Below are 23236 nucleotides of genomic sequence, written 5' to 3' on the forward strand. Positions count from 1 at the left end.
GGATGGGGATCGGGCAGGCGCTCGGGTTCGTCGGAGCGACGGTCGTCCTGGTCGGGATGCCGGGACCGAACAACATCTACATCTCGCTGCGCAGCCTGACCCAGGGCCGCCGTGCGGGAGTGGTCTCGGCGTTCGCGATCGAGACCGGCTCGATCGTCTACATCCTGCTCGCCGCGCTCGGCCTGGCCGCCGTGGTGCAGGCATCGCCGCTGGTCTTCACCGTCATCTCGCTGGCGGGCGCCGGCTACTTGGCGTTTCTCGGCGTGCGAACCCTGAGCTCGTCCGGATCACAAGGCGTCGGTGGCATCAAGATCACCACGCTCGGCCGGGTCTTCCGCGACGGGGTGCTCGTCAATCTGCTGAATCCGAAGGCCGCGTTGTTCTTCCTTGCCTTCCTCCCCCAGTTCACCAGCCGCGGCGCCGGTACCGGACAAGTGCGCGACGAGATGCTGCTGCTCGGCCTCACCGTCCTCGTCATCGGCCTGGCCCTCGATCTTTGTTACGCCCTCGGAGCCGACGTCATCGGCCGCCGGATGCGGACCGGCGGGCGCTTCGCAGGCCTGCGCAAGTACGTTGTCGCCGGCATCTATCTGACGATCGCTGTAGTCGCCGCCTTGGGCGCTCTGCGTTAGGTGACCGTCAGCACGCCGTCATTGAGCTGGATGGACAGGCCGTGATCGCCGACGCGAATTCCGTTGAGCTTCAGACGCCGCCACGGCAGGATCGTGGCGGGTGACAGGTCGAGAGTGCCCGCGGGGACGTTGGGGTCGATGCCCAGCGCTGCGACCACGACGGCGATCGCGGAGGCCGCAGCCCAGGCTTGGGGACGGCATGAGAGCGGGTACGGCGTCGGGGTGAGTTCGTGGTCGGTGCCTTCACCGCCGTACAGCTCAGGCAATCGGTAGTCGAACGATTCGGCGGCGGTGAGCAGGCCTTGGACGTACGACGTCGCGGTGGCGGGATGGCCGGCGGCGTACAGGCCCTGGACTGCCATGGCGGTGTCGTGGGGCCAGACGCTGCCGGTGTGATAGCCGAGCGGGTTGAAGTAAGTCATTGCCCTGGACAACGTTCTCAACCCGAAGCCGCTGTTCAGGTCGGAGGCCGCCAGGTGTTCGGCGACGGCCAGCTCCTCGTCCCCGTCGAGGAGACCCGTGCCGAGGAGGTGGCCCATGTTGGAAGCGGGGCCGGCGACCGGGCGCTTCCCTGCGTCCAGTGCGATCGCCGGATAGCCGTCCACCCAGAAGTTCGCGCGGAAGCGCTCTCTGAGGGCTGCGGCCCACTCCCGCCATTCAGGTCCGCCCTCGAGGTCAAAGGCGTCGAGGATCTCGGCGCCGGCGATCGCGGCGGCATAGACATAGCCCTGTACTTCGCAGAGCGCGATCGGCGCCGTGGCCAGGGTGCCGTCGGGCCATTGGACCGAGTCGCGGGAGTCCTTCCAGCCCTGGTTGGCCAGGCCGTGGCCGGTCTCGTCGATGTACTCGAGGAAGCCGTCGCCATCGGGGTCGGCGTAGTCGCGGATCCAGGCGAGCGCTCTCTGCAGATTCGGTAGCAACGCCTGTACTTCGTCCGCGGGCATCCCCCAACGCCAGGCTTTGTGCAGCGTGGTGATCCAGAGCTGGGTTGCGTCGTGCGTCCCGTAGTACGCGGCGGGCAGGACGAGGCCGCCACCGTGGTCGGCGACTTCGGAGCGCAACTCGTGCGGGATCTTGCCGGGTTGTTCTGCCGCGGTGGGATCGACGCGAGTGCCTTGGTGGGCAGCCAGCGCTCGCAAGGTACCGGCGGCGAGTTGCGGATCGACCGGGATCAGCATGCCGGCGGAGATGAGTGAGTCGCGACCGAAGAGCGTCAGGTACCACGGCGGGCCCGCGCCGAGATAACGCTCTCCCCCGTCGGCCGACAGTTGAAGGCCGGCGACGTCGTCCAGTGAACGGCGGACCCAGCGGGTGATGCGCTGGTCGTCGCAGTCGATCTCGACAGCGCCGTACGCAGGCCGGGTGCCAGGTGGCTCGATGCTGAATCCATCGCCGACCGGGAAGCTCGCGGTCAACCTGAGCGTGACGCTTGTCGACTGGCCGGGGTCAACCTTCAACCTCCAGCTCTGGTTGAGGTCTGGGGCCGGGTCGAAGGTGGCGCTGACCCGGATGCCCGATCCGTCCTCCCACCGCAGGCCGGCGCCGTCGGCGATCGGGTCGATCAGCGGGAGATCCGCGGCGGCCTCACTGCGGACTGCCGCCGTACCCGCCAGGTCGGTGCCCAAGGCAACGACCAGCTCGCAGTCGACGGTCTCGTGTGAGCGGTTCACGACCGTGATGCGCTCGGTGAGGCCGGTGCCGTCGACCTGGCGAGTACGCAGCAGCGACACGGTGGGGTCGTGGCCCGGGTCGCCCAGACCGTCCAGCACAGCGCCGTACCGGGTGGTGCCGGTGGCCGGCTCGTCCACCTGCACCGGCTTCGGAAGGCGGCCGTCGACGGTCACCTCCAGCCGCGACAGGATCCGGCGGTCGCGGGCGTACACGCCTTCGGCTCCGGTACCGGTCAGCTGGCCCGATCGCGGTGACAGCACCACCCAGGGCGCGGCGAGCGTGGTGACGAGATCGTGAGGGTCAGGCATGGGTCCACCCTAAGACCGCCGGACTACGGCAGAGTGGGGGCCGTGAACAGCGTTGCGACGTTCCTGGTCGGCGTGGTGATCTTCGCCGGCATTCTCGGCATCGTGATCCCGGTGCTGCCCGGCGCCATCCTCAGCCTCGCCGCGATCCTGGTCTGGGCGCTGGAGGTGCAGAGCGCCACCGGCTGGATCGTGCTGGCCGCCGCGGTGGTGCTGATCGGGGCCAGCCAGGTGGTCAAGTACATCGTGCCGGAGCGGCGGCTGCGCGAGTCCGGCGTACCGCGGCGATCGATGCTCATCGGCGTGGTGCTCGGGATCGTCGGGTTCTTCGTGATCCCGGTGATCGGCATGTTCGTGGGCTTCCCGGTCGGGGTGTACCTGTCCGAGCGGCAGCGCCTCGGCAGCCACGACCAGGCGTGGATCTCGACCAAACACGCTCTGCGAGCCACCGGTCTCTCGATCCTGATCGAGTTCGTCGGTACATCGCTGGCCGCGGCCGTCTGGCTCGTCGCGGTGCTGTTCCTGGTCTGATCTCCGGCCCCGGGTTGCCAGGGTCTTGCCAGCTTCACCGCAGGTTCGTCTCAGGTCCGCGGCGGATCGTGGGATGACCAGTACCAGGTGACCCGCTTGGTACGCAGTACCGGGAGGCAGCAAAGCATGGCGTCGATTCAGAAGCTCACCGACAACCGCTGGCGTTTGGTCGGGACCGTGGCGGCAGTCGTGGTCACCACCGGGGCCGGTGGAGTCGCCTGGGCGGCGACCAACGCCGATCCGACCCCTAGCCCGTCCACGTCCCCGTCCGCGCCCGACTCGGCGAACCCGGCCAAGCCCGAGGGACCTGGTGGCCCGGGCGGACCTGGCCGGCACGGCGAGTTCGGGTTCGGGAAGGCGCTCCACGGCGAGTTCACGGTCGAGAAGGACGGCGGCGGCTACCAGACCGTCGCGACCCAGACCGGCACCGTCAGCGCGGTCAGCAAGGACTCGATCACGGTGAAGAGCGCTGACGGCTACAGCAAGGAGTACGTGGTCACCGCCGACACCCTCGTCAACGCGACCCGGGACGGGATCACCAGCATCAAGACCGGCAACACGGTCCACGTCTCGGCGATCGTGGCCGACGGCAAGTCGACGGCCACCAGCGTGTCCGACGGCACCCAGCGGGACGCGTCGCACAAGAAGTTCGGCTTCGGCCAGCGCGGGCCGCGCTGATTCAGGGCTGAGCCAGGCGGACGCTCACAGCCGATTGCCAGGAATCTCCCAGGGTTGGACAGGGTGCGGGCGTAAGACTGGGACCATGAGCCCGCACCTGCTGGTCGTCGACGACGAACCGAACATCGTCGAGCTGCTGTCCGCGAGCCTGCGCTTCGCCGGGTACGACGTGACCACGGCGACGCACGGCGCCGAGGCGTTGCGCAAGGCCCGCGAGGTCGAACCCGACCTCGTCGTGCTGGACGTGATGATGCCCGGCCTGGACGGCTTCGAGGTGGTCCGCCGGCTGCGCGGTGAGGACCGGCACGTACCGGTGCTGTTCCTCACCGCGCGCGACGCTGTCGAGGACAAGGTCCTCGGCCTGCACACCGGCGGCGACGACTACGTGACCAAGCCGTTCAGCCTGGACGAGCTCGTCGCCCGGGTCCGCGCCCTGCTGCGCCGCTCGGGCCATCGCGAGCAGACGGCGACAGAGCCGGCGGTACTCCGGTACGCGGACCTCGAGCTCAACGAGGACAGCTACGAAGTCTTCAAGGCAGGCGAGGCGGTCCAACTGTCCCTCACCGAGTTCAAGCTCCTGCGCTGCCTGCTCGAGAACGCCGAGCGGGTGATGTCGAAGGGCCAGATCCTCTCCGCCGTCTGGAACTACGACTTCGCCGGCGACGCCGGAGTCGTCGAGTCCTACATGTCCTACCTCCGCCGCAAGGTCGACACCGGCGACCAGAAACTCCTCCACACAGTCCGCGGCGTAGGCTACGTCCTCCGCACCCCCCGAGGCCCGAACTGATGCAGGCCCACCGCCGGATAACCGACCGCTACCCCCTGCGGGTCACGATCGTCCTGGTCCTCATCACGCTGGTGACCGGCGCGCTGCTGGCTTCGGGACTGCTGGCCACGACGATCATGCGCGGCTATCTGATCGACCGCGTCGACTCGCAACTGGAGAAGTTCGCCCCACAACAGGCGCGGCGGCCGCCCGGGCTGATCAACCCTGGCCGGCCAGGCGACCGTTTCAAGCCACCGCCAAGCCCGTTCCTGGTGCAGTACTTCGATCCGGCCGGCGCCTTCATCGGGCAGATCGAGCGTGGTGAGTCGGCGGACCCGGAGCCCAAGCTGCCCAAGCTGACCACTGAGCAGGTCGCCAACCTCACCGAACCGTTCACCGTCAATGCGGTGTCGGGCGGCTCCACCTGGCGAGTGCTGGTGGTGCCGACCACCCAGGTCGAGGGCTCGGTCATCATCGCGCAGAACCTCGCCGACATGGATCAGACCATCCAGAAGCTGGTGGGAGTACAAATCGCTGCTGGGGTGATCCTGCTGGTGTTGCTGGCTGGGGTTGGGACGTATGTGGTGCGGCGGAGTCTTCGGGGGTTGGAGGATGTGGAGCACACCGCGGTGGCTATTGCTGGTGGGGATTTGAGTCGGCGGGTGCCTCAGCGGGATCCGCGGACTGAGGTGGGGCGGTTGTCGTTGGCGTTGAATCAGATGCTCGGGCAGATCGAGGGGGCGTTTGCGCAGCGGACCGCGTCGGAGTTTGCGGCGCGGCGATCGGAGGATGCTGCGCGGCGTTCTGAGGAGAATGCTCGGCAGTCGGAGGAGCGGATGCGGCGGTTCATCGCCGACGCGAGTCATGAGCTGCGGACGCCGTTGACCTCGATCCGGGGATTCGCCGAGTTGACCCGGCAGAAGGGTGCCGCGGCTGATCCGGCGACGATGAAGCGGATCGAGGACGAGACCAAGCGGATGGGGCTGCTCGTCGACGACCTGCTCCTGCTTGCGCGACTCGACCAGCAGCGACCGCTGCAGCACCAGCCAGTGGATCTCCTGACGCTGGCGGGCGACTCGGTGCACGACGTACAGGCTGTTCAGCCGGGTCGCGAGATGAAGCTGCAGATCCTGCCGAACTCCGGCGCACCGGTCGTCAGTGGCGACGAGGCGCGCCTCAGGCAGGTACTGGGCAATCTCGTCAGCAACGCGCTGCATCACACGCCGGTCGACGCACCGATCACCATCTCGGTCGGCACCCGCGACGGCGAGGCGATCGTGGAGGTCGCCGACACCGGCCCCGGTCTGAGCGAGGAGCAGAAGGTCAAGGTCTTCGAGCGCTTCTACCGAGCCGACTCGGCCCGAACCCGCTCAACCGGCGGCTCAGGCCTCGGCCTCTCCATCGTCGCCGCCCTGGTAGCCGCGCACGGCGGCAAGGTCACCGTCACCGACACCGTCCCCCACGGCGCCACCTTCACGGTCCACCTTCCCGTCATCGCCTGAGAACTACAGCTGGGGGAACTGGCGGGTGGTCGACTCGCCGTGTTCGAAGACCTGGGCGGCCGGGCCGAGGATCTTGGGGTCGGCCTGGGCGACCAGCTCGTGGTCCTTGTTGTCGTACTCGTACAGGCTCAGCACGTGCCGCATCGCCTCGAGCCGGGCGCGCTTCTTGTCGTTGCTCTTCACCACGGTCCACGGCGCGTGCGGCGTGTCCGTGTAGTGGAACATCGCCTCCTTCGCCTCGGTGTAGTCGCCCCACTTGTCCAGCGACGCCAGGTCCGTCGGCGACAGCTTCCACTGCCGGACCGGGTCGATCTGCCGGATCATGAAGCGGGTCTGCTGCTCGGCCTGCGACACCGAGAACCACAGCTTTACCAGATGGGTGTCCGAGCGGACGAGCATCCGCTCGAACTCCGGCGCCTGCCGCATGAACTCCTCGTACTGCGCGTCGCTGCAGAACCCCATCACCCGCTCGACGCACGCCCGGTTGTACCAGGAGCGGTCGAACAGCACCATCTCGCCGGCCGCCGGCAGGTGTTCGACGTACCGCTGGAAGTACCACTGCGTCTGCTCGCGGTCGGTCGGCTTCTCGAGAGCGACGATCCGGGCGCCGCGCGGGTTGAGGTGCTCCATGAACCGCTTGATCGTGCCGCCCTTGCCGGCCGCGTCCCGGCCTTCGAAGATGATCACGAGCTTCTGCTTCGACCGCTTCACCCAGTACTGGAGTTTGAGCAGCTCGATCTGCAGCAGCCGCTTGTCCCGGTCGTAGACCTCACGGGCCAGGCGTTCGCCGTACGGGTAGCCCTCCCGCCAGGTGTCGACCGGCGTACCGTCGGCGCGCAGCAGGACCGGGTCGTCGTCCTCTTCGTCGAGTACACGGAACCCGAACTCCTGGACCAGATCAGGGGTGCTCATAGCCCCCAGATTCGCCGTACCAGGCGCGCCGACGGTGAACATGGACTGTCCGCCCGGTGAACACGTGCTCAGCTGGGCAGCCGGCGCGCCTTCACCGTGCTGTCGCGACGGGTCAGCGTCTCGCCGTCGACGACCTGCTCACGGTCATGGGCGCGGCTGACCAGGATCTCCCAGCGACCGTCGTCCAGGTGCAGATCTGCGATCACCTCGTCCGGCGTCGGGAAATGCACCTCCGGGTGGTCCGTGTGCCGGAGCGAGTCGGGCCAGTCGAGGTGCCCCTCGATCAGCAGGACGCCACCCGGCGCCACGGCCTCGGCCGCCGTCCGCAGGATCTCCTCGCGGGGCAGCTCGACCGTCGAGTGCAGGAACTGCGCCGACACCAGATCGAAGGTCCCGTCCGGGAACGACTTGCCGAGCTCATGCTGCTGCCACTCGATCTGCTCCCCCACGCCGGCTTCTGCCGCGTGCTGAGCCGCCCGCTCCAGGGCCACGGGCGAGACGTCCACGGCAGTCACTCGCCAGCCCTGCTTGGCCAGCCAGATCGCGTCCCCGCCCTCACCGCAGCCGAGGTCGAGAGCGGTCCCCGGCGTCAGCCCGGAGACCTCGTTCACCAGCTCCACGTTGGGATTGCCGCTCCAGATCCGCGTGCTCTCGCGGTAGCGGTCGTTCCAGTACTCTTCGGCGGTTCTGTCATCCACAGTCATGTCTCCAGCATCTGCGCTCCGGTCCGATCCGACAAAGAAAATTGCTATTCCAGCAACATTTGCCGGGCCTCCGCGATGATCCCGAGCAGCTCGTCGCGGTCCCCCGGCTCTTGCGCCAACTCCTGGTTGAGCACCCGCTGCAGGAGCGCGTTGACCCGCGCCGTCCTGATCCGCAGCGGGACGCTGAACATCAGCTCGTCGATCGTCGTACCCGGCAACGGCGGCTCGGGCGGATACTCGGCGTACCGGTCGAGCAGGGCGGTCAGGTCGTCCAGCGAGCGCACCATCTCGGTCGTCGCCAGGTACTTCCCGTGCTCGGTGGGGATCCCGGCCATCGGCGCGCCGATCGCGTCGAACCAGATCCAGCCCAGCCCCGACAGTTCCTCGGTCACCAGCCACTCCTCGACCGCCGGCGCCGCTTCGAGCCCGATCCGCAGCAGGTACCCGAAGACCGTGTTCAGCACCGCTCCATGCACCTGACTGCCCAGCCGCACCAACTGGTACGCGAACTCCAGCGGATCAGCCTGCTCGAACCACCGCTGCACACTCCACGCCTGATCCACCACACACAGCTTCGACGCCGCCGTCATGAACGCGATCAGATCCTCCGACCGCAGATTCGCCCACCACTGCCCGGGATCGAGCAACCAGTACTCCGGATCCGCCCATCTCCCCCGCGTGAACAACCCCCGTACTCCGAGCTGCGTCAACCCCAGCCGCCCGTCCGCGAGCGTGACGGCACCCAGCCGCTCGAGCTGCTCAGCCCCGTCCGGAGCAGCAGTCGTGCCATCGCGGAAGGCTGTCAGGAGTACGTCGATCAGCTCAGGCGACTCACTGAGCACCACCCGACAGGTCTCCAGCCACGCGACCAGCGGCCGCGCCGGAGTCACCTCGGGATCATCCGGCGCCCAGGCATGCATCGACGGCCCGTACTGCGGGCTGACCGGACTCGGGCAGATCCACCCGGCCAGCACCGCGAGACGCCACAACCTGTGGTCGGGCTGCTCCTGCTTGGTCCGATAGACGTCCAGTGCGAAGTCGTACAGATCACCGAGCAACTCCGAGCCCGCAGCGGCGGCAGCTAGTCGACTGGGCATCGGCGTGACCGGCGTCGGCGATCCGGCGAGCGGCTCCAGTGGCAGCTCGGCCCGGGGCTCGGCTAGGCCCGCCAATGCGCTCTGCTGGCGGCGGTACCGGCACCAGTTCACCGGATCGGTCCGGCCGAGGCCAGGATCGTTGAGTGCGGCCTCGGCCTCGCCCTCGAGCAGATCGGCAAGCTCGAGGCGCCCGGTCTGGCGGAGGATGGTGACGAACTCCGGGAACGCGGTCCGCAGTTCGTCGACCCAGCCGGGCCGGACGCCACCGGAGTACGGGAGCAGGTCGTACAGGACGGTCGTCAGCTGGCCGGGCTGCCAGTTGTCGAGGTCCGCCCCCAGCTCGTCCTTCGCCAGGCCGAGCAGCAGCTCGACGATCTCCCCATCCACACCAGGTACAGCCACCCCAGCAACGTACAGGCGAAATCACCCGGGCTGGATGTTGTGGTTGCCGGCGAACAGGTTGCCGGCGTCGTACTGCGCTTTGACCGCCGCGAGCCGCTCGCGGGTAGCGGCCGGATACACCGTCCCGACGGCTTCCTCGGTCGCGGAACTGAGGAAGTTGGCGTAGGCGCCGCTGACGTGCGGCGCGAGCCTCGCCCAGATCGCGGCCAGCCCCGGACCGGCCGCGTCGATCGCCGGCTTGGGCCCCAGCACGGTGGTCGCGAACATCAACTCCGCTTGGCGATGCGCGTAGGCGGTGGCATCGTCGGCGACCCGCGCGACCGCACCGCCGACGCTGCGAACCGACATGATCGGCGACAGTTCCATCGCCGCCGCCTCGGCCAGGATCCCGAGCACCTCGGGCACCGAAGCGGTGTCCACGAAGCCGCTGCGAGTCACGATCTGGATGCCTGGCGGCGGAGTCATGCCATCCACCAGGACCTCCGCGTAGGGCTTCAGCGTCACCTCGTCGCTGAGCACCGTGCCGAGCCGGCGGATCGGGTCGATCGCCCGCGCGGCCAGTTCCGGGTCGTCACCGTCGTAGGCGACGCTGACCTCGACCGGCGCGTTCGGTCCGCCGAGGAACGGATTGGCGAAGTCCACGATGCTGGTCAGTTCCTCGGGCGCCGTCCGCAGGTACTCGGCCCAGCCCTGCAGAACCGTCGTCAACTCCGTTGCAGGGAAGGAGATCTTACCGAAGAAGACGTCGGTGGTCGGCTGCGCCGTGAACTCGAAGGAGGTCACGACCCCGAAGTTGCCACCGCCACCACGGACCGCCCAGAACAGCTCCTGGTTCTCCTCGGCACTGGCCCGCACCACCTCGGCGTCGGCAGTCACCAGCTCCACGGCAACAAGGCTGTCCAACGCCAGCCCGTACTTGCGGACCTTCCAGCCGATGCCGCCGCTCAAGGTCAGCCCGCCGACGCCGACGCTCCTCGTGTCGCCCGACGAGATCGCCAGGTCATGCGGCGCCAGCGCGGCCGCGACCTGACCCCAGACGGCCCCGCCTCCGATTCGTACCAGGTGCCGTTCCTTGTCGACGACCTCGACGCTCGCCAGCCGGCTCAGCTCGATCACCACGCCGCCGTCGTTGGTCCCGAAGCCGGCGAACCCATGTCCACCACCGCGCACCGACAACTTCAGTCCCGCGTCGACAGCGAACCTGACCGCCGCCTGCACATCCGCGACAGTCACCGGCCGCAGCACGTACGCCGGACTGCCCGGCACCAGCAACGACCCACTGACCGCCTCGTACTCCGCCCCGCCCGGCTCGACGATGTCCCCACCAAAGTCCTGACGGAGTGCTTCCAGCGCTGAACTCATGACGTCCTTCCTCACATCTAGAGACCCATTCACACCCCACTGACGATGCAGGCCGGGCAGATGTGACGACGGGCTACGAGGTGGTGAGCCAGGTCCTGAGTGCCCACCAGTCGCGGGCTGCCTGCAGCGGGCCGGGATGTGATCCGTCCGCGGACCAGCCTGTGAGGGCGGTCAGGCGGCTGAGGCGGTAGCGGACCGTGTTGGGGTGGAGATGCAGGGCGGCGGCAGTCTGGTCGAGGCGTCTGCCCGTGTCGAGATAGGCGAGGGCGGTGCTGACCAGCTGGCGGTGGTAGCGGTCCGCCGGATCGAGTACGCCCAGCAGCTCCTGCGCAAGGATCGTGGCCAGGACCGGTTGGGTCGCCAGCGCGGTCTCGACCGCCAGGTCCGACAGGTTGTGCAGACCCCGGCGATCGCCTGCCGCGACAAGAGCAGCCCGAGCGGTCGAGTACACCTTCGGGATCTCCCTCAACGGCGTCGGGGGCGCGACGACCACCAGCTCTCGGGCAGTGACCTGGTCGGCTGACGGACTGCGCGTCACGAGCCCGGCCAGCTTGCCCTCGACGAGTCCGAAAAGGCCATCCGGGCAGGCGAGGCGACGCTCGACTGCTTGCGCCTGGCCGGGATCGGCGACGTCGGACACCACGCAGCGGTAGACCCGATCGAGTGACAGCCCGGCACGTCCCAGTTCTTCCAACGGCACGTCTTCGAGGAAGAGTCGGCGCAGCAACTGAATGCGGGGCGTGCGCGACAGTCGCAGTTCGGCGGCGTGGTACCCGCTGACGACGTGCCGTTCCAGCTCACCGGCGTACCGCTCGAAGTCGAGCATCACGTCGACCAGCAGTCCGGCCGGAACACCTGACGCCCGGCTCCGCTCCATGGTGAGCGCGATCGCCCGGCTCCGTCCCGCGTGCACGCCGCGGAGCAGCTCGGTCAGGCCGATGCCCTGGGCCGCCCGATCGGCACCCAACTGGACAGCAGCGGCGAAATCCTCGGACCGCGGGCTGTCCCGATCGGCGAACGCGGTCAACCCAGCGGTGACCATCAGCGCGATGTGCCGGCGGTTCTCGGCGATCGGCAGCCCGGCCACCGCGGGCGAATCACGTCTGGCGGCCTCGACCACCGCCTCGATCACCTCGGCATCGGTCGCCATCGTCCGGACGATCTCCGTGAACAACGCGCGCCCCTGCTGATCGATGGCCATCGCGACCCCTCACTGTCGATCGGCCCGGTTTGTCGACGAGCCACAATCACGCCCGTCCCCGTTGGCGGCTGCGGCCTAGCAACCCAACGCTACTCGTTGGTTACCTGGTGCCATGCCGAAGCCTCGCCGGACCGCCCTGTGGCTCACCGTCGCCGCCCTCGCCACCACCATGCTTCCGCCGGCCGCCGCCTCGACGGCCGCCGAAACCAAGCCCGTCTTGTTCGTCGGCAACAACTGGGAAGGCACGGCCGACGTGGTCGCGCCGACCGCCGACCTGACCAAGTCCGGCCGGATCAACCTGATCCCGGACAAGGACCAGCGCCTGGCCGAGATCTATGCGGACCCGATCCGGCTGGGTTACTTCCTCGGCATCCGTGCCTCGGTCGGCGAGGGACACGACCAGTACGTCGACGACCTGTACACGACCCCGGACGGCAACTCGGTGGTGGTGTCGCGCCCGAGCTTCGCCGACGTGGTGTCGGTCAGCCTCAGTACCGGCCAGGTCGGCTGGCGCTTCCCCGTGTCCGGGTATCGCGCCGACCACATGGCCGTCTCCCCCGACGGCGAACGAGTGGCCGTCTCGGCCTCGACCTCGAACACCGTGCATGTGCTCGACATCCGCACCGGGCAGCAACTCGGCTCGTACACCACCGGCGACAAGCCGCACGAGAACACCTTCACCAACGGCGGCCGGTACCTGTGGACCAGCTCCATCGGCGAGGTCAACACCGCCCTCGACGAACCCTGGCTGGACTGGACCAAGGGCGACCGCAAGCTCACCATCGTCGACACCACCACCTTCCAGAAGGTCAAGGAGATCGACATGCGGCCCCGGCTGGACGCGGCCGGCCGCAAGGACCTGTCCGATTCCGTCCGGCCTGTCGCGTTCACCCCGGACGAGTCGAAGCTCTACTTCCAGGTGTCGTTCTTCAACGGCCTGATCGAGTACGACGTGGCCACCGACAAGATCACCCGGATCAAGACCCTGCCGAAGAACCCCGCCACCACCGAGGACCGGACGAAGTGGGTGAACGACTCCCGCCACCACGGACTGTCGATGAGCCCGGACGGCCAGAAGCTCTGCGTGGCCGGCACGATGGACGACTACGCCACCATCGTCGACCGCGCCACGTTGCAGGAAGGCCCACTGGTCACGGCTGCCAAGCCGTACTGGGCGACGGTGACCGGTGACGGGTCAGCGTGTGTGATCTCCGAGAGCGGCTCGGACCGGGTCACCTCGATCAGCTTCAGCACCGGTCAGAAGATCGCCTCGGTCCTGGTCGGCGACCACCCGCAACGCGTCCGCCTCGGCAAGGTCCCCACCAACTGGACCGGCACCTCGAGCTGACCAACGGCTGTCAGCGCTGCAGGACCGTGCGTTCCACAACGGTCCAGGTAGTAGTCGTGAGCAAGTAGATGCCGGCTGCCAACGGGACGAAGGCGACTGTGAGCAGCGTGCCGAAGGGCAGTAGCTGGGCAAGTCGGCGTGACAACGTCGGCGCTGTGTCGTCGAGCTGGCGCACGGCGAGGCGGGCGGAGAACCAGGCGACGATCGCCAGCAGGACAGCTAGTACGAGGAAGGCGGGCGTTCCGGTGACAATGGGCCAGTGGAGCCCAAGCGGGGCGCCCAGCAGGTTGCCGCTGATCAGCTGGTTCGATTCTCCGCCGACGACGGCGCGGGAGAACAGCGTGTACATCAGCCAGAAGAACGGCAACTGAGCGAGCGTCGGGAGGAAGCCGGCGAAGAGGGTGTTACCAGAGTCCGCCTGCAGCTTGGCGACCTCGCGCTGGAGCCGTTCGGGGTTGCCACGGTGTTTGTCGGTCAGCTTCTTGAGCTCAGGCATCAGGACAGCGCGAGCGCGCACGCCTCGATGCGCGCGCAGGCTGAGCGGGATGAGCAGGGATCGTACGGCGAGCGTGCAGACGACGATGGCGACGACGGCCGCGTAGCCGCCCGCGAGCGGCTGGATGGCGTCGACGAGGGACGTGAGCAAGTGATAGGCACCGGCGACCGGTGCCTCCAGGAAGGAAGGCACAGCAAGACTCCACGAGTGAGAAAGGGATGGGTAGCGAGAGAACTCGGCTACCTTCCCGGGGCTCGTGGGCGGGGCCTGCCGGCGGCGTCGGGGTCGCGGAGCAGGAGGTACGCGGTGCGGCGGGAGTTCGCGCGGGTGGCACTCGCCCGCGCGGGCAGCGGTGACGAGAGCGGGCGCTGGGCCGCAGTACTGGAGAGCTGGACGACGGCAAGCAAAACGGCCGCCGCCGTGAACACGGCGACGGCCAGTAAGCCGGAATCCTGACCGAGGGCGGGCATCGCCAGCATCCAGACGCCGGCGAGTGCCCTCTCGATCATGAATCCATCATGACACTTGCTCAGTCCAGGTAGTCGCGGAGCACCTGGGAGCGCGACGGGTGCCGCAGCTTCGACATCGTCTTCGACTCGATCTGCCGGATCCGCTCACGGGTGACGCCGTAGACCTTGCCGATCTCGTCCAGGGTCTTCGGCTGGCCGTCGGTCAGGCCGAAGCGCATCGAGACGACGCCGGCCTCGCGCTCGGACAGCGTGTCCAGCACCGCGTGCAACTGCTCCTGGAGCAGGGTGAACGAGACGGCCTCGGCCGGCACGATCGCCTCGGAGTCCTCGATCAGGTCGCCGAACTCCGAGTCGCCGTCCTCACCCAGCGGGGTGTGCAGCGAGATCGGCTCACGACCGTACTTCTGCACCTCGATGACCTTCTCCGGGGTCATGTCGAGCTCCTTGGCGAGCTCTTCCGGAGTGGGCTCGCGGCCCAGGTCCTGCAGCATCTGGCGCTGGACGCGGGCCAGCTTGTTGATCACCTCGACCATGTGCACCGGAATACGGATCGTCCGGGCCTGGTCGGCCATCGCCCGGGTGATCGCCTGCCGGATCCACCAGGTCGCGTACGTCGAGAACTTGTAGCCCTTGGTGTAGTCGAACTTCTCGACCGCGCGGATCAGACCGAGGTTGCCCTCCTGGATCAGGTCCAGGAACAGCATGCCGCGGCCGGTGTAGCGCTTGGCCAGCGAGACGACGAGCCGCAGGTTGGCCTCGAGGAGGTGGTTCTTGGCGCGCCGGCCGTCCTCCGAGATCCACTCGTACTCGTCCTTGACCTTCTCCTTGAGCTTGGTCTCGGCGTCGCCGATCTGCTCCTCGGCGAACAGGCCGGCCTCGATCCGCTTGGCGAGCTCGACCTCCTGCTCGGCGTTCAGCAGCGGGACCTTGCCGATCTGCTTCAGGTAGTCCTTGACCGGGTCCGCCGTGGCGCCCGCGACCATCACCTGCTGCTCGGGCTCGTCGGTCTCGTCGGCCTCGGAGACGATGAAGCCCTGGTCCTCGGTGAGCTCCTTCTCCAGCGGCTTGACGGCGTCGGCGGAGAAGTCGGACTCGTCGACCTCGTCCAGCGCGCGCGGCTTACCGGTCTTCGGGTCGATCGCGAGACCCGCCTCGGACACGGCCTTCTTCGCCGGCGCCTTCTTCGCGGCGGCCTTCTTCGCGGGAATACCGTCCTCCTTGGGGGACACAGCAGCCTTCTTGGCGGGAGCGGCAGTCTTCTTCACACTGGCCGTGGTCCGTTGAGTCGTACTGCGGGCGGTGGCGGCCACCGCCCGAGTGGACTCGTCGGGGAGATTCTCGGACGAGCTGGACGACACGAATTACCTCTCGTCTGACGATTCAGTCTGCAGGGTTCTGATACTGCTCATACGGTGTTACGGGTACTGCGAGTCGGTGGCCCCGCGCTGGTCAGGCGGCAGCAACACTTCATTGTAATCCGGCCACCAAGTCCGGGCCTCCCACGACCCCCTCAACGGCGCGCCCAACCGGTACCAGTCCACCCTCCGCACTGGTACCGGCTGTACAAATTCTGCCCACCCCACCGCCCGGTCAGGGCACCAAGTCCAGCGTTCAACTGTTCCTGGTCTGCCGCAGCGGTCTGGCCACGACCCGCTTCTCCACCTGCTGCTCCTGCTTGAACTGCCGCACCTTGACCAGCGACGCCACGTCGATCACGTCCGCGACCGACTTGTACGCGCCGTCCTCGCCGTACGGCTCGGACGCCTCACGCCAGCCGCGCGGGCGGACCTTCAGTTGCTTGCCGAGCAGCGCGACGAAGATCTTCGCCTTCTGCGCGCCGAAGCCCGGCAGGGCCGACAGCCTGGCCAGCAGGTCGTCGCCACTCTTCACATCGGCCCAGACGGCCGAGGCGTTGCCGCCGTACTCCTCGTCCAGATGCTTGGCCAGCGTCTGGATCCGGGCTGCCATCGCGGTCGGGAACCGGTGCACGGCCGGCGGGCCCGCCACCACCTCGACGAAACCGTCGGGGTCGTAGGAGGCCACCGTGGACGGATCGAACGGGCCGTCCATTCGTTGCGCGATCGCAACCGGACCGGCGAAGGCACGCTCCATCGGGATCTGCTGGTCGAGCAACATGCCGACCAGCAGCGCGAACGCGTCTCTGCTCAGCATCTCGTCGGCGTCGGGCTGCTGTGCGAGGCACAGCTTCTTGCTGCGTGTCGAAGTCACCTCAGTCCTCCCCTGATTCGGACAGCTCGATGTCGGCCTTGACGGCCAGCACCGGACACGGAGCCTCCAGCAGCACCCGCTGGGCGTTGCTGCCGAGAATGAGCTTTCCGACCGGGGACCGGCGCCGCAGGCCGATCACGATGAACTCCGCGTGCACCTGCTCGGCGACGGCCACCAGGTCCTCCGCCGGATCGAGTCCACGCACCAGCTGCCGCACCTCGTAGGGCACGCCGGTCGAGTCGAGTTGCTCCCGTACCTCCGTCAACGCGGCATCACTGGCCGCGGCCTCGTCGCTGTCGAAGCTGCGTCCACCCCGGTGCGAGTTCACCACCACCAGCTTGGCGTCGCGCAGCTCCGCCTCCTCTGCCGCCCGCCGGAGCGCCGCGCGCCCTTCGGCCTTCGGCACATAACCCACGACGATGGTCGTCATCGACTTGCCTCACCTCCGGGTGTCCATCACCTGAAACGGTCGACCCGTTCCGAACGATACTGCCCTGAACCCGCTCCGGCATCTGTGGAAATGCACGATCTGTGTCGCGACCGTGACGCATTCGCAGTTGCGCACGCAACACGACCGCGACCGGACCAGTACCGGGCCGGCTGCCGGACACCGTCCCCCAACGGTTCACGTGTCCTACCCGCCCTGTCGCGGTCTAACCTTCGTGGCGCACACCTTTGCAGGGTTGCGACCCGGCGCGCCAGCCCCCTCTCTCCACTGACGGACAGCGACCGGTACGCCGTTGCCTTCGGCAAGGGCGTACCGGTTCCACCGGGCTGACCCCGGTTCCACCTGTGTCCTTCGTTGTCTTGCGCTGACTTACGCGGTTAACCCGCTCAGTCGATCGGCCATTCGTGAACCGGCAGGTTCTCGTGCATGTGGTCGCGGTAGCGGCGCAGCATGCCGCGCAGAGCGTCCTTGCGACCATGAGAGCCCTTTGTATACAGGCGGTGGAACTCGTCGGCCTGCCAGGAGGCGCCGTTGCGGTTGGTCAGGCAGCGCTGCTCGATGATGCCCAGCAGCCGGTCCCGGACGGCGGCGTCGACACCCCAGGAGTCCAGCCCGCGCGATGCCAACGGCAACAGCCGCCGCAGCACCAGCTCGGTCGCCCGGGCGGTACCGACGCCCGGCCAGAACACCTCCGCGTCGATGCCCTGCCGGGCCGCCTCGTGGAAGTTCTCCTCGGCGGCGCTGAACGACATCTGCGACCAGATCGGCCGCTCGTCGTCGGCCAGTGCCCGGACCAGACCGAAGTAGAAGGCGCCGTTGGCCATCGTGTCGACGACCGTCGGGCCGGCCGGCAGCACCCGGTTCTCCACCCGCAGGTGGGGCTTCTCCCGGACAACGTCGTACACCGGGCGGTTCCAGCGGTAGATCGTCCCGTTGTGCAGCCGAAGCTCCGAAAGAGCCGGCGTGTCACCGCGATCCAGCACGGCGATCGGATCCTCGTCCGAGGTCACCGGGAGCAGCGCCGGGTAGTACCGGGAGTTCTCCTCGAACAGATCGAAGATCGAGGTGATCCAGCGTTCGCCGAACCAGACCCGTGGCCGGACGCCCTGCGTCTTCAGCTCGTGCGTGCGGGTGTCCGCGGCCTGCTCGAACAAGGCGATCCGGGTCTCTCGCATCAACTCCTTGCCGAACAGGAACGGTGAGTTGGCACCGATCGCGAGCTGCACGCCGGAGATCGCCTGGGCCGCGTTCCAGTACCGCGGGAACGCCTCGGGCGTGACCTGCAGGTGGAACTGCGTCGATGTACAGGCCGCCTCGGGCACGATGCTGTCGGCGGTCACCTGCAGCCGCTCGATCCCGTCGATGGCGATCTGCACGTCCTCGCCGCGGGCCTGGAAGATCTGGTCGTTCAGCAGCGCGTACCGCGGATTGGTGCTGAGCGCCTCGCGGTGGATGTGCTCGGTCAGCAGCGTCGGCAGGATCCCGACCACCACCATCGACGAGCCGGTCCGCTGCGCCTTCTCCTCGGCCGCGTTCAGGCTGTCGCGGATCGACTCCTCCATCCGGACCAGGCCGTTGCCGTCGATCTTGCCCGGCGGCACGTTGATCTCGATGTTGAACTGGCCGAGCTCGGTCTGGAACGCGTCGTCCTCGATCGCGCTCAGCACCTCGCTGTTCTTGAACGCCGGATCGCAGTTCTCGTCGACCAGGTTCAGCTCGATCTCGATCCCGGTCATCGGCTTCTCCGCCTCGAACCGCGACTCGCGCAGCATCCGCGCGAACGCGTCCAGGTTGCGATGGACCTGATTGCGGAACGCGGTCCGATCCGCCCGGGTGAACTCGACCCGGTCGACTTCCTCGCCCATCAGCGCCTCCCTGTCAGGTTCCAAGCCTTCAGTCTGCCCGAATCGGGTGGACGATGAACCGGTCTCTCACGATCCGGTGTGGCGTATCCCCCGCTGCGGCCAGTACGTCGGCCAGCTCGGTCAGCACGGCGGGATCGAGCTGAAGCTCATGTTCCCCTGGATGCTGATCCGAACCCATCTCGAAGTCCACACCCGCCTCCCGGGTCATCTCGATGTGGGCGCCGAGCACCCGGTCGACCGGATTGCCCGCGGCAACGAACCCGGCCAGCCGCGCGACGCTGGCCCGGAAGGCCGGCCAGTCGAAGACGTACAGCCGGCCCGGGTACAGCGAGTCACCGGTGAACAGCAGCCGGGTCGAGCGGTCGTAGTACGCGACGTGCGACGGGTGGTGGCCGGGGATCGGGACGATGTCCAGCACCCGGTCGCCGAGGTCGAACTCCACGATCTGCTCCGGCCAGGCGGTGATACCGAAGTACTCGGCGACCTCTTCCGCCGACTTGCCGACGACGCTGTCGAACTGGTCGTCGCCGCCGACGTGGTCGCCATGCCCGTGCGTGTGCGCGACCACCAGCTCCAGCTCGCGACCGGCCAGCAGCCCGTCGACGATCGCGCGCAAGTCGATGTGGCCGGTGCCGGTGTCGAGCAGCAGGGCTCGCTCGGAGCCGAGCAGCAGGTAGATGAACGGGCCTTCGAAGTTCGTGTGGAGGGCCTGCCGGATGATCGCCGTCCGGTCGTCGTACCAGTGGATCTGGTGATCGGGTGTCGTCTTGGTCGTACCGTCGTCCCAGGCGGGGAAGGTCGTCATGAGCCGATCGTGCCAGGGCGGTGGGCCGAATTGTCGGTGGTGCCGGGGAGACTGGGGTTCGTGCGTACCGATCCGTCCGTCCTGCACGTCGACCTGGATGCGTTCTTCGCGGCGGTCGAGCAGCGGGACAAGCCCTCCCTGCGCGGCAAGCCCGTCGTCGTCGGTGGCGTCGGCCTGCGCGGAGTCGTCTCGACGGCGTCGTACGAGGCGCGGAAATACGGCGTACGGTCGGCGATGTCGACCGCGGAGGCGCGCTCGCGGTGCCCGCACGCGGCGTACCTCGGGCCGCGGTTCGAGGTCTATCGGGTGGTCAGCCAGGCGGTGATGGCGCAGATGCGCGCGTTGTCGCCGCTGGTCGAGCCGCTGTCGCTGGACGAGGCGTTCGTCGACCTGGCGGCGGCCGGGCTGAACAACCTGACGGTCGACGACGTCGAGGCGATCGCGAACGACCTGAAGGCGGCGATCAAACAGGCCAGCGGCGGGCTGACCGCGTCGGTCGGGGCCGGTACTTCCAAGCTGATCGCGAAGATCGCCAGCGATCTCGACAAGCCCGACGGGGTGGTCGTGGTGCCGGCCGGCACGGAGGCCGAGTTCCTCGCGCCGATGCAGGTGACGGTGATCCCCGGCGTCGGGCCGGCGACGGCGCAACGGCTCAGCATGGCGGGAGTCCGGACGGTCGGCGATCTGCAGCAACTGGACGCCGACGAGCTGATCCGGCAGGTCGGCTCGGCGCACGGGTCGAGCCTGTACCGGCTGGCGACCGCGTCGGACGACCGGCCGGTGGTGAGCGATCGGGAGACCAAGTCGATCAGCGTCGAGGACACCTTCGAGACCGACATCATCGACCGGTCGTTGCTGGCGGCCATCGGTGACCGGATGGCGCACCGGGTCTCCGAGCGGCTGCAGAAGGCACAGCTGTCCGGCCGGACGGTCACGGTGAAGACGCGGATGCGCGACTTCACGACGCACACCCGCTCGTCCACGCTGGCCGGGCCGACCGACGATCCGCGAGTGATCGCCCGGATGGCGCGGCGGTTGCTCGAGGACAGCGACATCTCGGGTGGGATCCGGTTGCTCGGCGTCGGGGTGTCCTCGCTGGCGGACTGGATCCAGGACGACCTGTTCACCGACAGCGAGCACGAGGCGGACGTACCGATCGAGGTGGTCGAGTTGCCCGAGCGGCCGCGGGACCGGATGTCGGCCGGGTACTACCCGGGTCAGGACGTCGTGCACACGGAGTACGGCGAGGGCTGGGTCTGGGGTTCGGGACGGGGACGGGTGACGGTCCGGTTCGAGACCGCGCTGACGCCGGCCGGGCCGGTCCGGACCTTCGCCGTCGACGATCCGGAGCTGACGAAACGTGCCCTTTCAGGCGTCGAGGACGACAAACCGGACGAAACCGGCCAAGATGGGCTGAATGACTGACGTCCGCGGCGGGGTGTACCCGTTCTGCCGAGCCTGCACCGCGTCGTCGACAGCCTGGCGAGCGCCGGATGCGGCGACCCGGCTCAGTGGCATGGGCAGCCGCTTCTACGGCCATCGAGACGTCTGCCCGGACTGTGGTTCGTCGGTGCGGACGCTCTACTCGACCTTCCTGCTGATCCCGGTCGCGTACCGCGGCCGGTTCCGGATCATCAGGACCGGCGGCCGCAGCTTCGTCGGCCGCCGCCTGCTCGACGGGCCGGCCGCGGTTCCGGCGTTCTCGGAGGAACCACCGCCCTCGGAGTTCAAGGATCACCCCGAGCTGGTCGACGCGACCTACGAGCAGGCCGAGGCGCACTGGGCCGCTCGCGACTCGGCGGGGGCGTTGCCGTTGTACGAGACCTCGCTGGCCGCTTGCGAGAAGGTGCTGCGCGCGGACGATCCGGCGACCCTGCAAGTGCGGCTCCGGGTTGCGCAGGCACTCCTGGCGACCGGTGACTACGCCTCGGCGATCGGCTGGTTCGAGCTGATCACGCCACAGCTGATCCGCGTCTTCGGGGCCGAGCACAAGCTGACCCGGATCGCCGTCGAAGGCGAGACCGGCGCCCAGCTGATGGTCGGCGGGCCGCGGGCTGAGATGAAGCTGCTGGGCGAATTGGTCGAGCAGGACGAGAAGACCCTCGGCCGGCAGAACGCGAAGGTACTGCGGACCCGCGCGGCGCTCGGCCGGGCGACGATGTTCGCCGACCAGCTCGGCCCGGCGGTCCAGGTGCTGGAGATGACGCTTGCCGACAGCATCGAAGGCCTCGGCGACGATCACCCGGACACCGAGGTCTACCGCGCCTTCCTGCTGGAGGCTTGCGAGGCGGCCGACCTCCGCGGCAAGCGGAAGGACCGCGAGCTGTCAGCGGCTGCCCGACTCAGGACGCTAGCCCCGAAGGCGGACTGACAGACACGTCACGCAGCCTTCGAGTTTCTCGAACTCGCTGATGTCGACGACGACCGGGGTGTAGCCGCGCTCGCGGAACAGTTCGGCGGTCTTGGGGGCGGAGGCGGCCATCAGGAGCCGGTCCTCCCCCAGCAGTACGACGTGGGCGCCGCCTTCCTCGGGTACGGCGAGGAACTTCGGAAAGGCGGCCGGGTCGTCGGTCAGCGGTTCGTAGCCGATCACCGTGCCGTCGGGCAGGGCGGTCACCGCCGACTTCAGGTGGAGCACCTTCTGGACCGGTACCGCGACCACCTCGGCACCAAGCGGCTCGAGGTGCTGACGCAGCTGGTCGATGCCGGCCTGGTTGGTACGGCCGCCCAGACCGACGTACACGGTTGACCCGACCTTGAGGATGTCGCCGCCGTCGAAGGTGCCGGGATCGGTGACGTGCGCGATCTCGTAGCCCTGCGCGGCCACGGCCCGCTCAGCCTCGGCTGCTTCGGGACGGCGCTCGTCCGCCCCGGCCCGGGCGATCACCGCGAGGTTGCCGAAGACAACCATCGTGTCCTCGACGAACACACCGTCCGGACAGTCGTCGGCCGGCGGCACCTCGACGGTGCTCCAGCCGGCGGCCGTCAGCGCATCGACGTACTGCTGCCACTGGCGTTGCGCGAGCCCGAAATCGACAGGAACGCGTTCGAGGTGGGTGAGCAGGCCCTCGGCGAGGCGGGGGCTCGGGCGGCGGACGAGTGCACGGACGGTGACCATCCGAGCAGGCTAACCCGGGTACGCATAATGGCGGCGGATGCGGGTACCGGGCGCAAACAGCAGCTTGGACTGGGAGGACGTGAGCATGCCGAAGATCCTGCAGCAGACCGGTGGCGACGTGGTCGAGATCATCCTCGCCGACCATCGCTGGTTCGAGGAGGCCTTGCGCGAACTGCGCGACGTACAGGCCGATCGGGCCGCCGTGCTGGCGGATCTGGCGACCGTGCTGATCGCGCACGCCGAGGCCGAGGAGTCGAAGGTCTATCCGTCGCTGCGCCGGAAGGACGCGATCGACTCCGAAGAGGTCGAGCACTCCGAACACGAACATGACGAGGGCAACGAAGCGCTGCTCGCCCTGATGGAGGTCGAGGACACCGCGAGCGAGGAGTTCGGCGAGAAGACGCACGAGCTCTCGGAGGCGTTGTCGCATCACCTCGACGAAGAGGAGCGTGATGTCCTGAACCCGGCCAGGACCGACGTCTCCGCCGACGACCGGGTCAAGCTGGGCGAGGCGTTCGCGACCGAACGCGCCCGCCTGATCGAGAGCGGCTGCGGCTCGATCGAGAACGTCCGCAAGGTGGTCGAGAAGGCCAAGGGCTAGCAGCGCCCACCGCTGGCGGGTGGGGTGCTGCGGTGGAGCCTGCCGACCTTGAGCACGGGCCAGTCGCCAGAATCGGCGTCAGCGCGACTGGTC

The 23236-nt window shown here is 68.3% G+C and carries 23 protein-coding genes; 9 read left to right on the forward strand and 14 right to left on the reverse strand.

The features are described from left to right. Positions 1–2: 2 nt before the first annotated feature. Positions 3–632 carry a LysE family translocator gene (locus ACIA12_RS07080; RefSeq protein WP_396365944.1) on the forward strand — a complete coding sequence of 210 codons (630 nt, stop codon included), beginning with the start codon at positions 3–5 and terminating at the stop codon, positions 630–632. Here ACIA12_RS07080 and ACIA12_RS07085 read toward each other — a convergent pair. Then, positions 629–2611 carry a glycogen debranching N-terminal domain-containing protein gene (locus tag ACIA12_RS07085; RefSeq protein ID WP_396365946.1) on the reverse strand — a complete coding sequence of 661 codons (1983 nt, stop codon included), beginning with the start codon at positions 2609–2611 and terminating at the stop codon, positions 629–631. The genes ACIA12_RS07080 and ACIA12_RS07085 overlap by 4 nt on opposite strands. A 42-nt stretch (positions 2612–2653) precedes the next feature. Here ACIA12_RS07085 and ACIA12_RS07090 point away from each other — a divergent pair, with 42 nt between their 5' ends. The 4 genes from ACIA12_RS07090 to ACIA12_RS07105 all read left to right on the forward strand — a co-directional run bounded on the left by ACIA12_RS07090 (position 2654) and on the right by ACIA12_RS07105 (position 6085). Beyond that, positions 2654–3139 (forward strand): DUF456 domain-containing protein, encoded by a 486-nt coding sequence (locus ACIA12_RS07090; RefSeq protein WP_396365948.1) that lies wholly within the window; start codon positions 2654–2656, stop codon positions 3137–3139. A gap of 126 nt (positions 3140–3265) precedes the next feature. Beyond that, on the forward strand, positions 3266–3817 hold the full coding sequence (locus tag ACIA12_RS07095; protein WP_396365949.1) for a hypothetical protein: 552 nt from the start codon (positions 3266–3268) through the stop codon (positions 3815–3817). Between the two features lie 85 nt (positions 3818–3902). After that, complete coding sequence (locus tag ACIA12_RS07100) at positions 3903–4604, forward strand: response regulator transcription factor (RefSeq protein ID WP_363821307.1); 702 nt, start codon at positions 3903–3905, stop codon at positions 4602–4604. Then, positions 4604–6085, forward strand: a complete 1482-nt coding sequence (locus ACIA12_RS07105) for a sensor histidine kinase (protein WP_396365951.1) — start codon at positions 4604–4606, stop codon at positions 6083–6085. The genes ACIA12_RS07100 and ACIA12_RS07105 overlap by 1 nt, the downstream gene beginning before the upstream one ends. A gap of 3 nt (positions 6086–6088) precedes the next feature. Here the strand turns inward: ACIA12_RS07105 and ppk2 are convergent, their stop codons facing one another. The 5 genes from ppk2 to ACIA12_RS07130 all read right to left on the reverse strand — a co-directional run bounded on the left by ppk2 (position 6089) and on the right by ACIA12_RS07130 (position 11763). Next, entirely contained in the window at positions 6089–6997 is a 909-nt protein-coding gene (gene ppk2 / locus ACIA12_RS07110) for a polyphosphate kinase 2 (RefSeq protein WP_396365953.1), read from the reverse strand. 68 nt (positions 6998–7065) lie between these two features. Continuing rightward, positions 7066–7701 carry a class I SAM-dependent methyltransferase gene (locus ACIA12_RS07115; RefSeq protein WP_396365954.1) on the reverse strand — a complete coding sequence of 212 codons (636 nt, stop codon included), beginning with the start codon at positions 7699–7701 and terminating at the stop codon, positions 7066–7068. Between the two features lie 44 nt (positions 7702–7745). Then, positions 7746–9200, reverse strand: a complete 1455-nt coding sequence (locus tag ACIA12_RS07120) for a hypothetical protein (protein ID WP_396365955.1) — start codon at positions 9198–9200, stop codon at positions 7746–7748. A gap of 21 nt (positions 9201–9221) precedes the next feature. After that, a complete protein-coding gene (locus ACIA12_RS07125) occupies positions 9222–10562 on the reverse strand; it encodes an FAD-binding oxidoreductase (protein WP_396365957.1) in 1341 nt (446 codons plus the stop codon). A 73-nt stretch (positions 10563–10635) separates the two neighbouring features. Beyond that, a complete protein-coding gene (locus tag ACIA12_RS07130; protein WP_396365959.1) occupies positions 10636–11763 on the reverse strand; it encodes a PucR family transcriptional regulator in 1128 nt (375 codons plus the stop codon). 112 nt (positions 11764–11875) lie between these two features. Here ACIA12_RS07130 and ACIA12_RS07135 point away from each other — a divergent pair, with 112 nt between their 5' ends. Further along, on the forward strand, positions 11876–13111 hold the full coding sequence (locus ACIA12_RS07135) for a YncE family protein (RefSeq protein ID WP_396365961.1): 1236 nt from the start codon (positions 11876–11878) through the stop codon (positions 13109–13111). A 10-nt stretch (positions 13112–13121) separates the two neighbouring features. On the opposite strand, the gene ACIA12_RS07140 is transcribed toward ACIA12_RS07135, so the two are convergent. The 7 genes from ACIA12_RS07140 to ACIA12_RS07170 form a co-directional block, all read right to left on the reverse strand. Further along, positions 13122–13799 carry a YidC/Oxa1 family membrane protein insertase gene (locus tag ACIA12_RS07140; RefSeq protein ID WP_396365963.1) on the reverse strand — a complete coding sequence of 226 codons (678 nt, stop codon included), beginning with the start codon at positions 13797–13799 and terminating at the stop codon, positions 13122–13124. A gap of 47 nt (positions 13800–13846) precedes the next feature. Continuing rightward, positions 13847–14116, reverse strand: coding sequence for a DUF6412 domain-containing protein (locus tag ACIA12_RS07145; RefSeq protein ID WP_396365965.1), 270 nt, complete (start codon positions 14114–14116; stop codon positions 13847–13849). 20 nt (positions 14117–14136) lie between these two features. Further along, positions 14137–15435, reverse strand: coding sequence for an RNA polymerase sigma factor (locus ACIA12_RS07150; RefSeq protein WP_343979027.1), 1299 nt, complete (start codon positions 15433–15435; stop codon positions 14137–14139). Between the two features lie 253 nt (positions 15436–15688). Beyond that, positions 15689–16306 carry an HhH-GPD-type base excision DNA repair protein gene (locus tag ACIA12_RS07155; protein ID WP_164596287.1) on the reverse strand — a complete coding sequence of 206 codons (618 nt, stop codon included), beginning with the start codon at positions 16304–16306 and terminating at the stop codon, positions 15689–15691. Position 16307: 1 nt separating this feature from the next. Next, positions 16308–16736, reverse strand: a complete 429-nt coding sequence (locus tag ACIA12_RS07160; RefSeq protein ID WP_396365969.1) for a universal stress protein — start codon at positions 16734–16736, stop codon at positions 16308–16310. Between the two features lie 404 nt (positions 16737–17140). Beyond that, positions 17141–18619, reverse strand: a complete 1479-nt coding sequence (locus tag ACIA12_RS07165; protein ID WP_396366035.1) for a glutamate--cysteine ligase — start codon at positions 18617–18619, stop codon at positions 17141–17143. Positions 18620–18647: 28 nt separating this feature from the next. Next, positions 18648–19424, reverse strand: coding sequence for an MBL fold metallo-hydrolase (locus tag ACIA12_RS07170; RefSeq protein ID WP_396365971.1), 777 nt, complete (start codon positions 19422–19424; stop codon positions 18648–18650). 60 nt (positions 19425–19484) lie between these two features. Here ACIA12_RS07170 and ACIA12_RS07175 point away from each other — a divergent pair, with 60 nt between their 5' ends. Together ACIA12_RS07175 and ACIA12_RS07180 are read left to right on the forward strand one after the other, a co-directional pair. Beyond that, positions 19485–20849, forward strand: a complete 1365-nt coding sequence (locus ACIA12_RS07175) for a DNA polymerase IV (protein ID WP_396365972.1) — start codon at positions 19485–19487, stop codon at positions 20847–20849. Beyond that, entirely contained in the window at positions 20842–21795 is a 954-nt protein-coding gene (locus ACIA12_RS07180) for a tetratricopeptide repeat protein (RefSeq protein ID WP_396365974.1), read from the forward strand. Before ACIA12_RS07175 ends, ACIA12_RS07180 begins: the two co-directional genes overlap by 8 nt. On the opposite strand, the gene ddaH is transcribed toward ACIA12_RS07180, so the two are convergent. After that, the gene (gene ddaH / locus ACIA12_RS07185) at positions 21775–22542 is read right to left on the reverse strand and encodes a dimethylargininase (RefSeq protein ID WP_396365975.1); all 768 of its coding nucleotides are present in this window, start codon (positions 22540–22542) and stop codon (positions 21775–21777) included. The two genes, ACIA12_RS07180 and ddaH, sit on opposite strands and share 21 nt — an antisense overlap. An 85-nt stretch (positions 22543–22627) precedes the next feature. Here ddaH and ACIA12_RS07190 point away from each other — a divergent pair, with 85 nt between their 5' ends. Beyond that, positions 22628–23143: a hemerythrin domain-containing protein gene (locus tag ACIA12_RS07190; protein ID WP_396365977.1), complete on the forward strand. Its 516-nt coding sequence runs from the start codon at positions 22628–22630 to the stop codon at positions 23141–23143. The last annotated feature ends 93 nt before the right edge of the window (positions 23144–23236 follow it).

The organism is Kribbella sp. NPDC051620 (genome assembly GCF_044453825.1).
Taxonomy (GTDB): domain Bacteria; phylum Actinomycetota; class Actinomycetes; order Propionibacteriales; family Kribbellaceae; genus Kribbella.

What these genes read in the sequence shown, in the direction of transcription:
- ACIA12_RS07080 (WP_396365944.1), top strand. Translation starts at nt 3, where the DNA reads ATGGGGATCGGGCAGGCGCTCGGGTTCGTCGGAGCGACGGTCGTCCTG.
- ACIA12_RS07085 (WP_396365946.1), bottom strand. Translation starts at nt 2,611, where the DNA reads ATGCCTGACCCTCACGATCTCGTCACCACGCTCGCCGCGCCCTGGGTG.
- ACIA12_RS07095 (WP_396365949.1), top strand. Translation starts at nt 3,266, where the DNA reads ATGGCGTCGATTCAGAAGCTCACCGACAACCGCTGGCGTTTGGTCGGG.
- ACIA12_RS07100 (WP_363821307.1), top strand. Translation starts at nt 3,903, where the DNA reads ATGAGCCCGCACCTGCTGGTCGTCGACGACGAACCGAACATCGTCGAG.
- ACIA12_RS07105 (WP_396365951.1), top strand. Translation starts at nt 4,604, where the DNA reads ATGCAGGCCCACCGCCGGATAACCGACCGCTACCCCCTGCGGGTCACG.
- ppk2 (WP_396365953.1), bottom strand. Translation starts at nt 6,997, where the DNA reads ATGAGCACCCCTGATCTGGTCCAGGAGTTCGGGTTCCGTGTACTCGAC.
- ACIA12_RS07115 (WP_396365954.1), bottom strand. Translation starts at nt 7,701, where the DNA reads ATGACTGTGGATGACAGAACCGCCGAAGAGTACTGGAACGACCGCTAC.
- ACIA12_RS07125 (WP_396365957.1), bottom strand. Translation starts at nt 10,562, where the DNA reads ATGAGTTCAGCGCTGGAAGCACTCCGTCAGGACTTTGGTGGGGACATC.
- ACIA12_RS07130 (WP_396365959.1), bottom strand. Translation starts at nt 11,763, where the DNA reads ATGGCCATCGATCAGCAGGGGCGCGCGTTGTTCACGGAGATCGTCCGG.
- ACIA12_RS07135 (WP_396365961.1), top strand. Translation starts at nt 11,876, where the DNA reads ATGCCGAAGCCTCGCCGGACCGCCCTGTGGCTCACCGTCGCCGCCCTC.
- ACIA12_RS07145 (WP_396365965.1), bottom strand. Translation starts at nt 14,116, where the DNA reads ATGATCGAGAGGGCACTCGCCGGCGTCTGGATGCTGGCGATGCCCGCC.
- ACIA12_RS07160 (WP_396365969.1), bottom strand. Translation starts at nt 16,736, where the DNA reads ATGACGACCATCGTCGTGGGTTATGTGCCGAAGGCCGAAGGGCGCGCG.
- ACIA12_RS07165 (WP_396366035.1), bottom strand. Translation starts at nt 18,619, where the DNA reads ATGGGCGAGGAAGTCGACCGGGTCGAGTTCACCCGGGCGGATCGGACC.
- ACIA12_RS07170 (WP_396365971.1), bottom strand. Translation starts at nt 19,424, where the DNA reads ATGACGACCTTCCCCGCCTGGGACGACGGTACGACCAAGACGACACCC.
- ACIA12_RS07180 (WP_396365974.1), top strand. Translation starts at nt 20,842, where the DNA reads ATGACTGACGTCCGCGGCGGGGTGTACCCGTTCTGCCGAGCCTGCACC.
- ddaH (WP_396365975.1), bottom strand. Translation starts at nt 22,542, where the DNA reads ATGGTCACCGTCCGTGCACTCGTCCGCCGCCCGAGCCCCCGCCTCGCC.
- ACIA12_RS07190 (WP_396365977.1), top strand. Translation starts at nt 22,628, where the DNA reads ATGCCGAAGATCCTGCAGCAGACCGGTGGCGACGTGGTCGAGATCATC.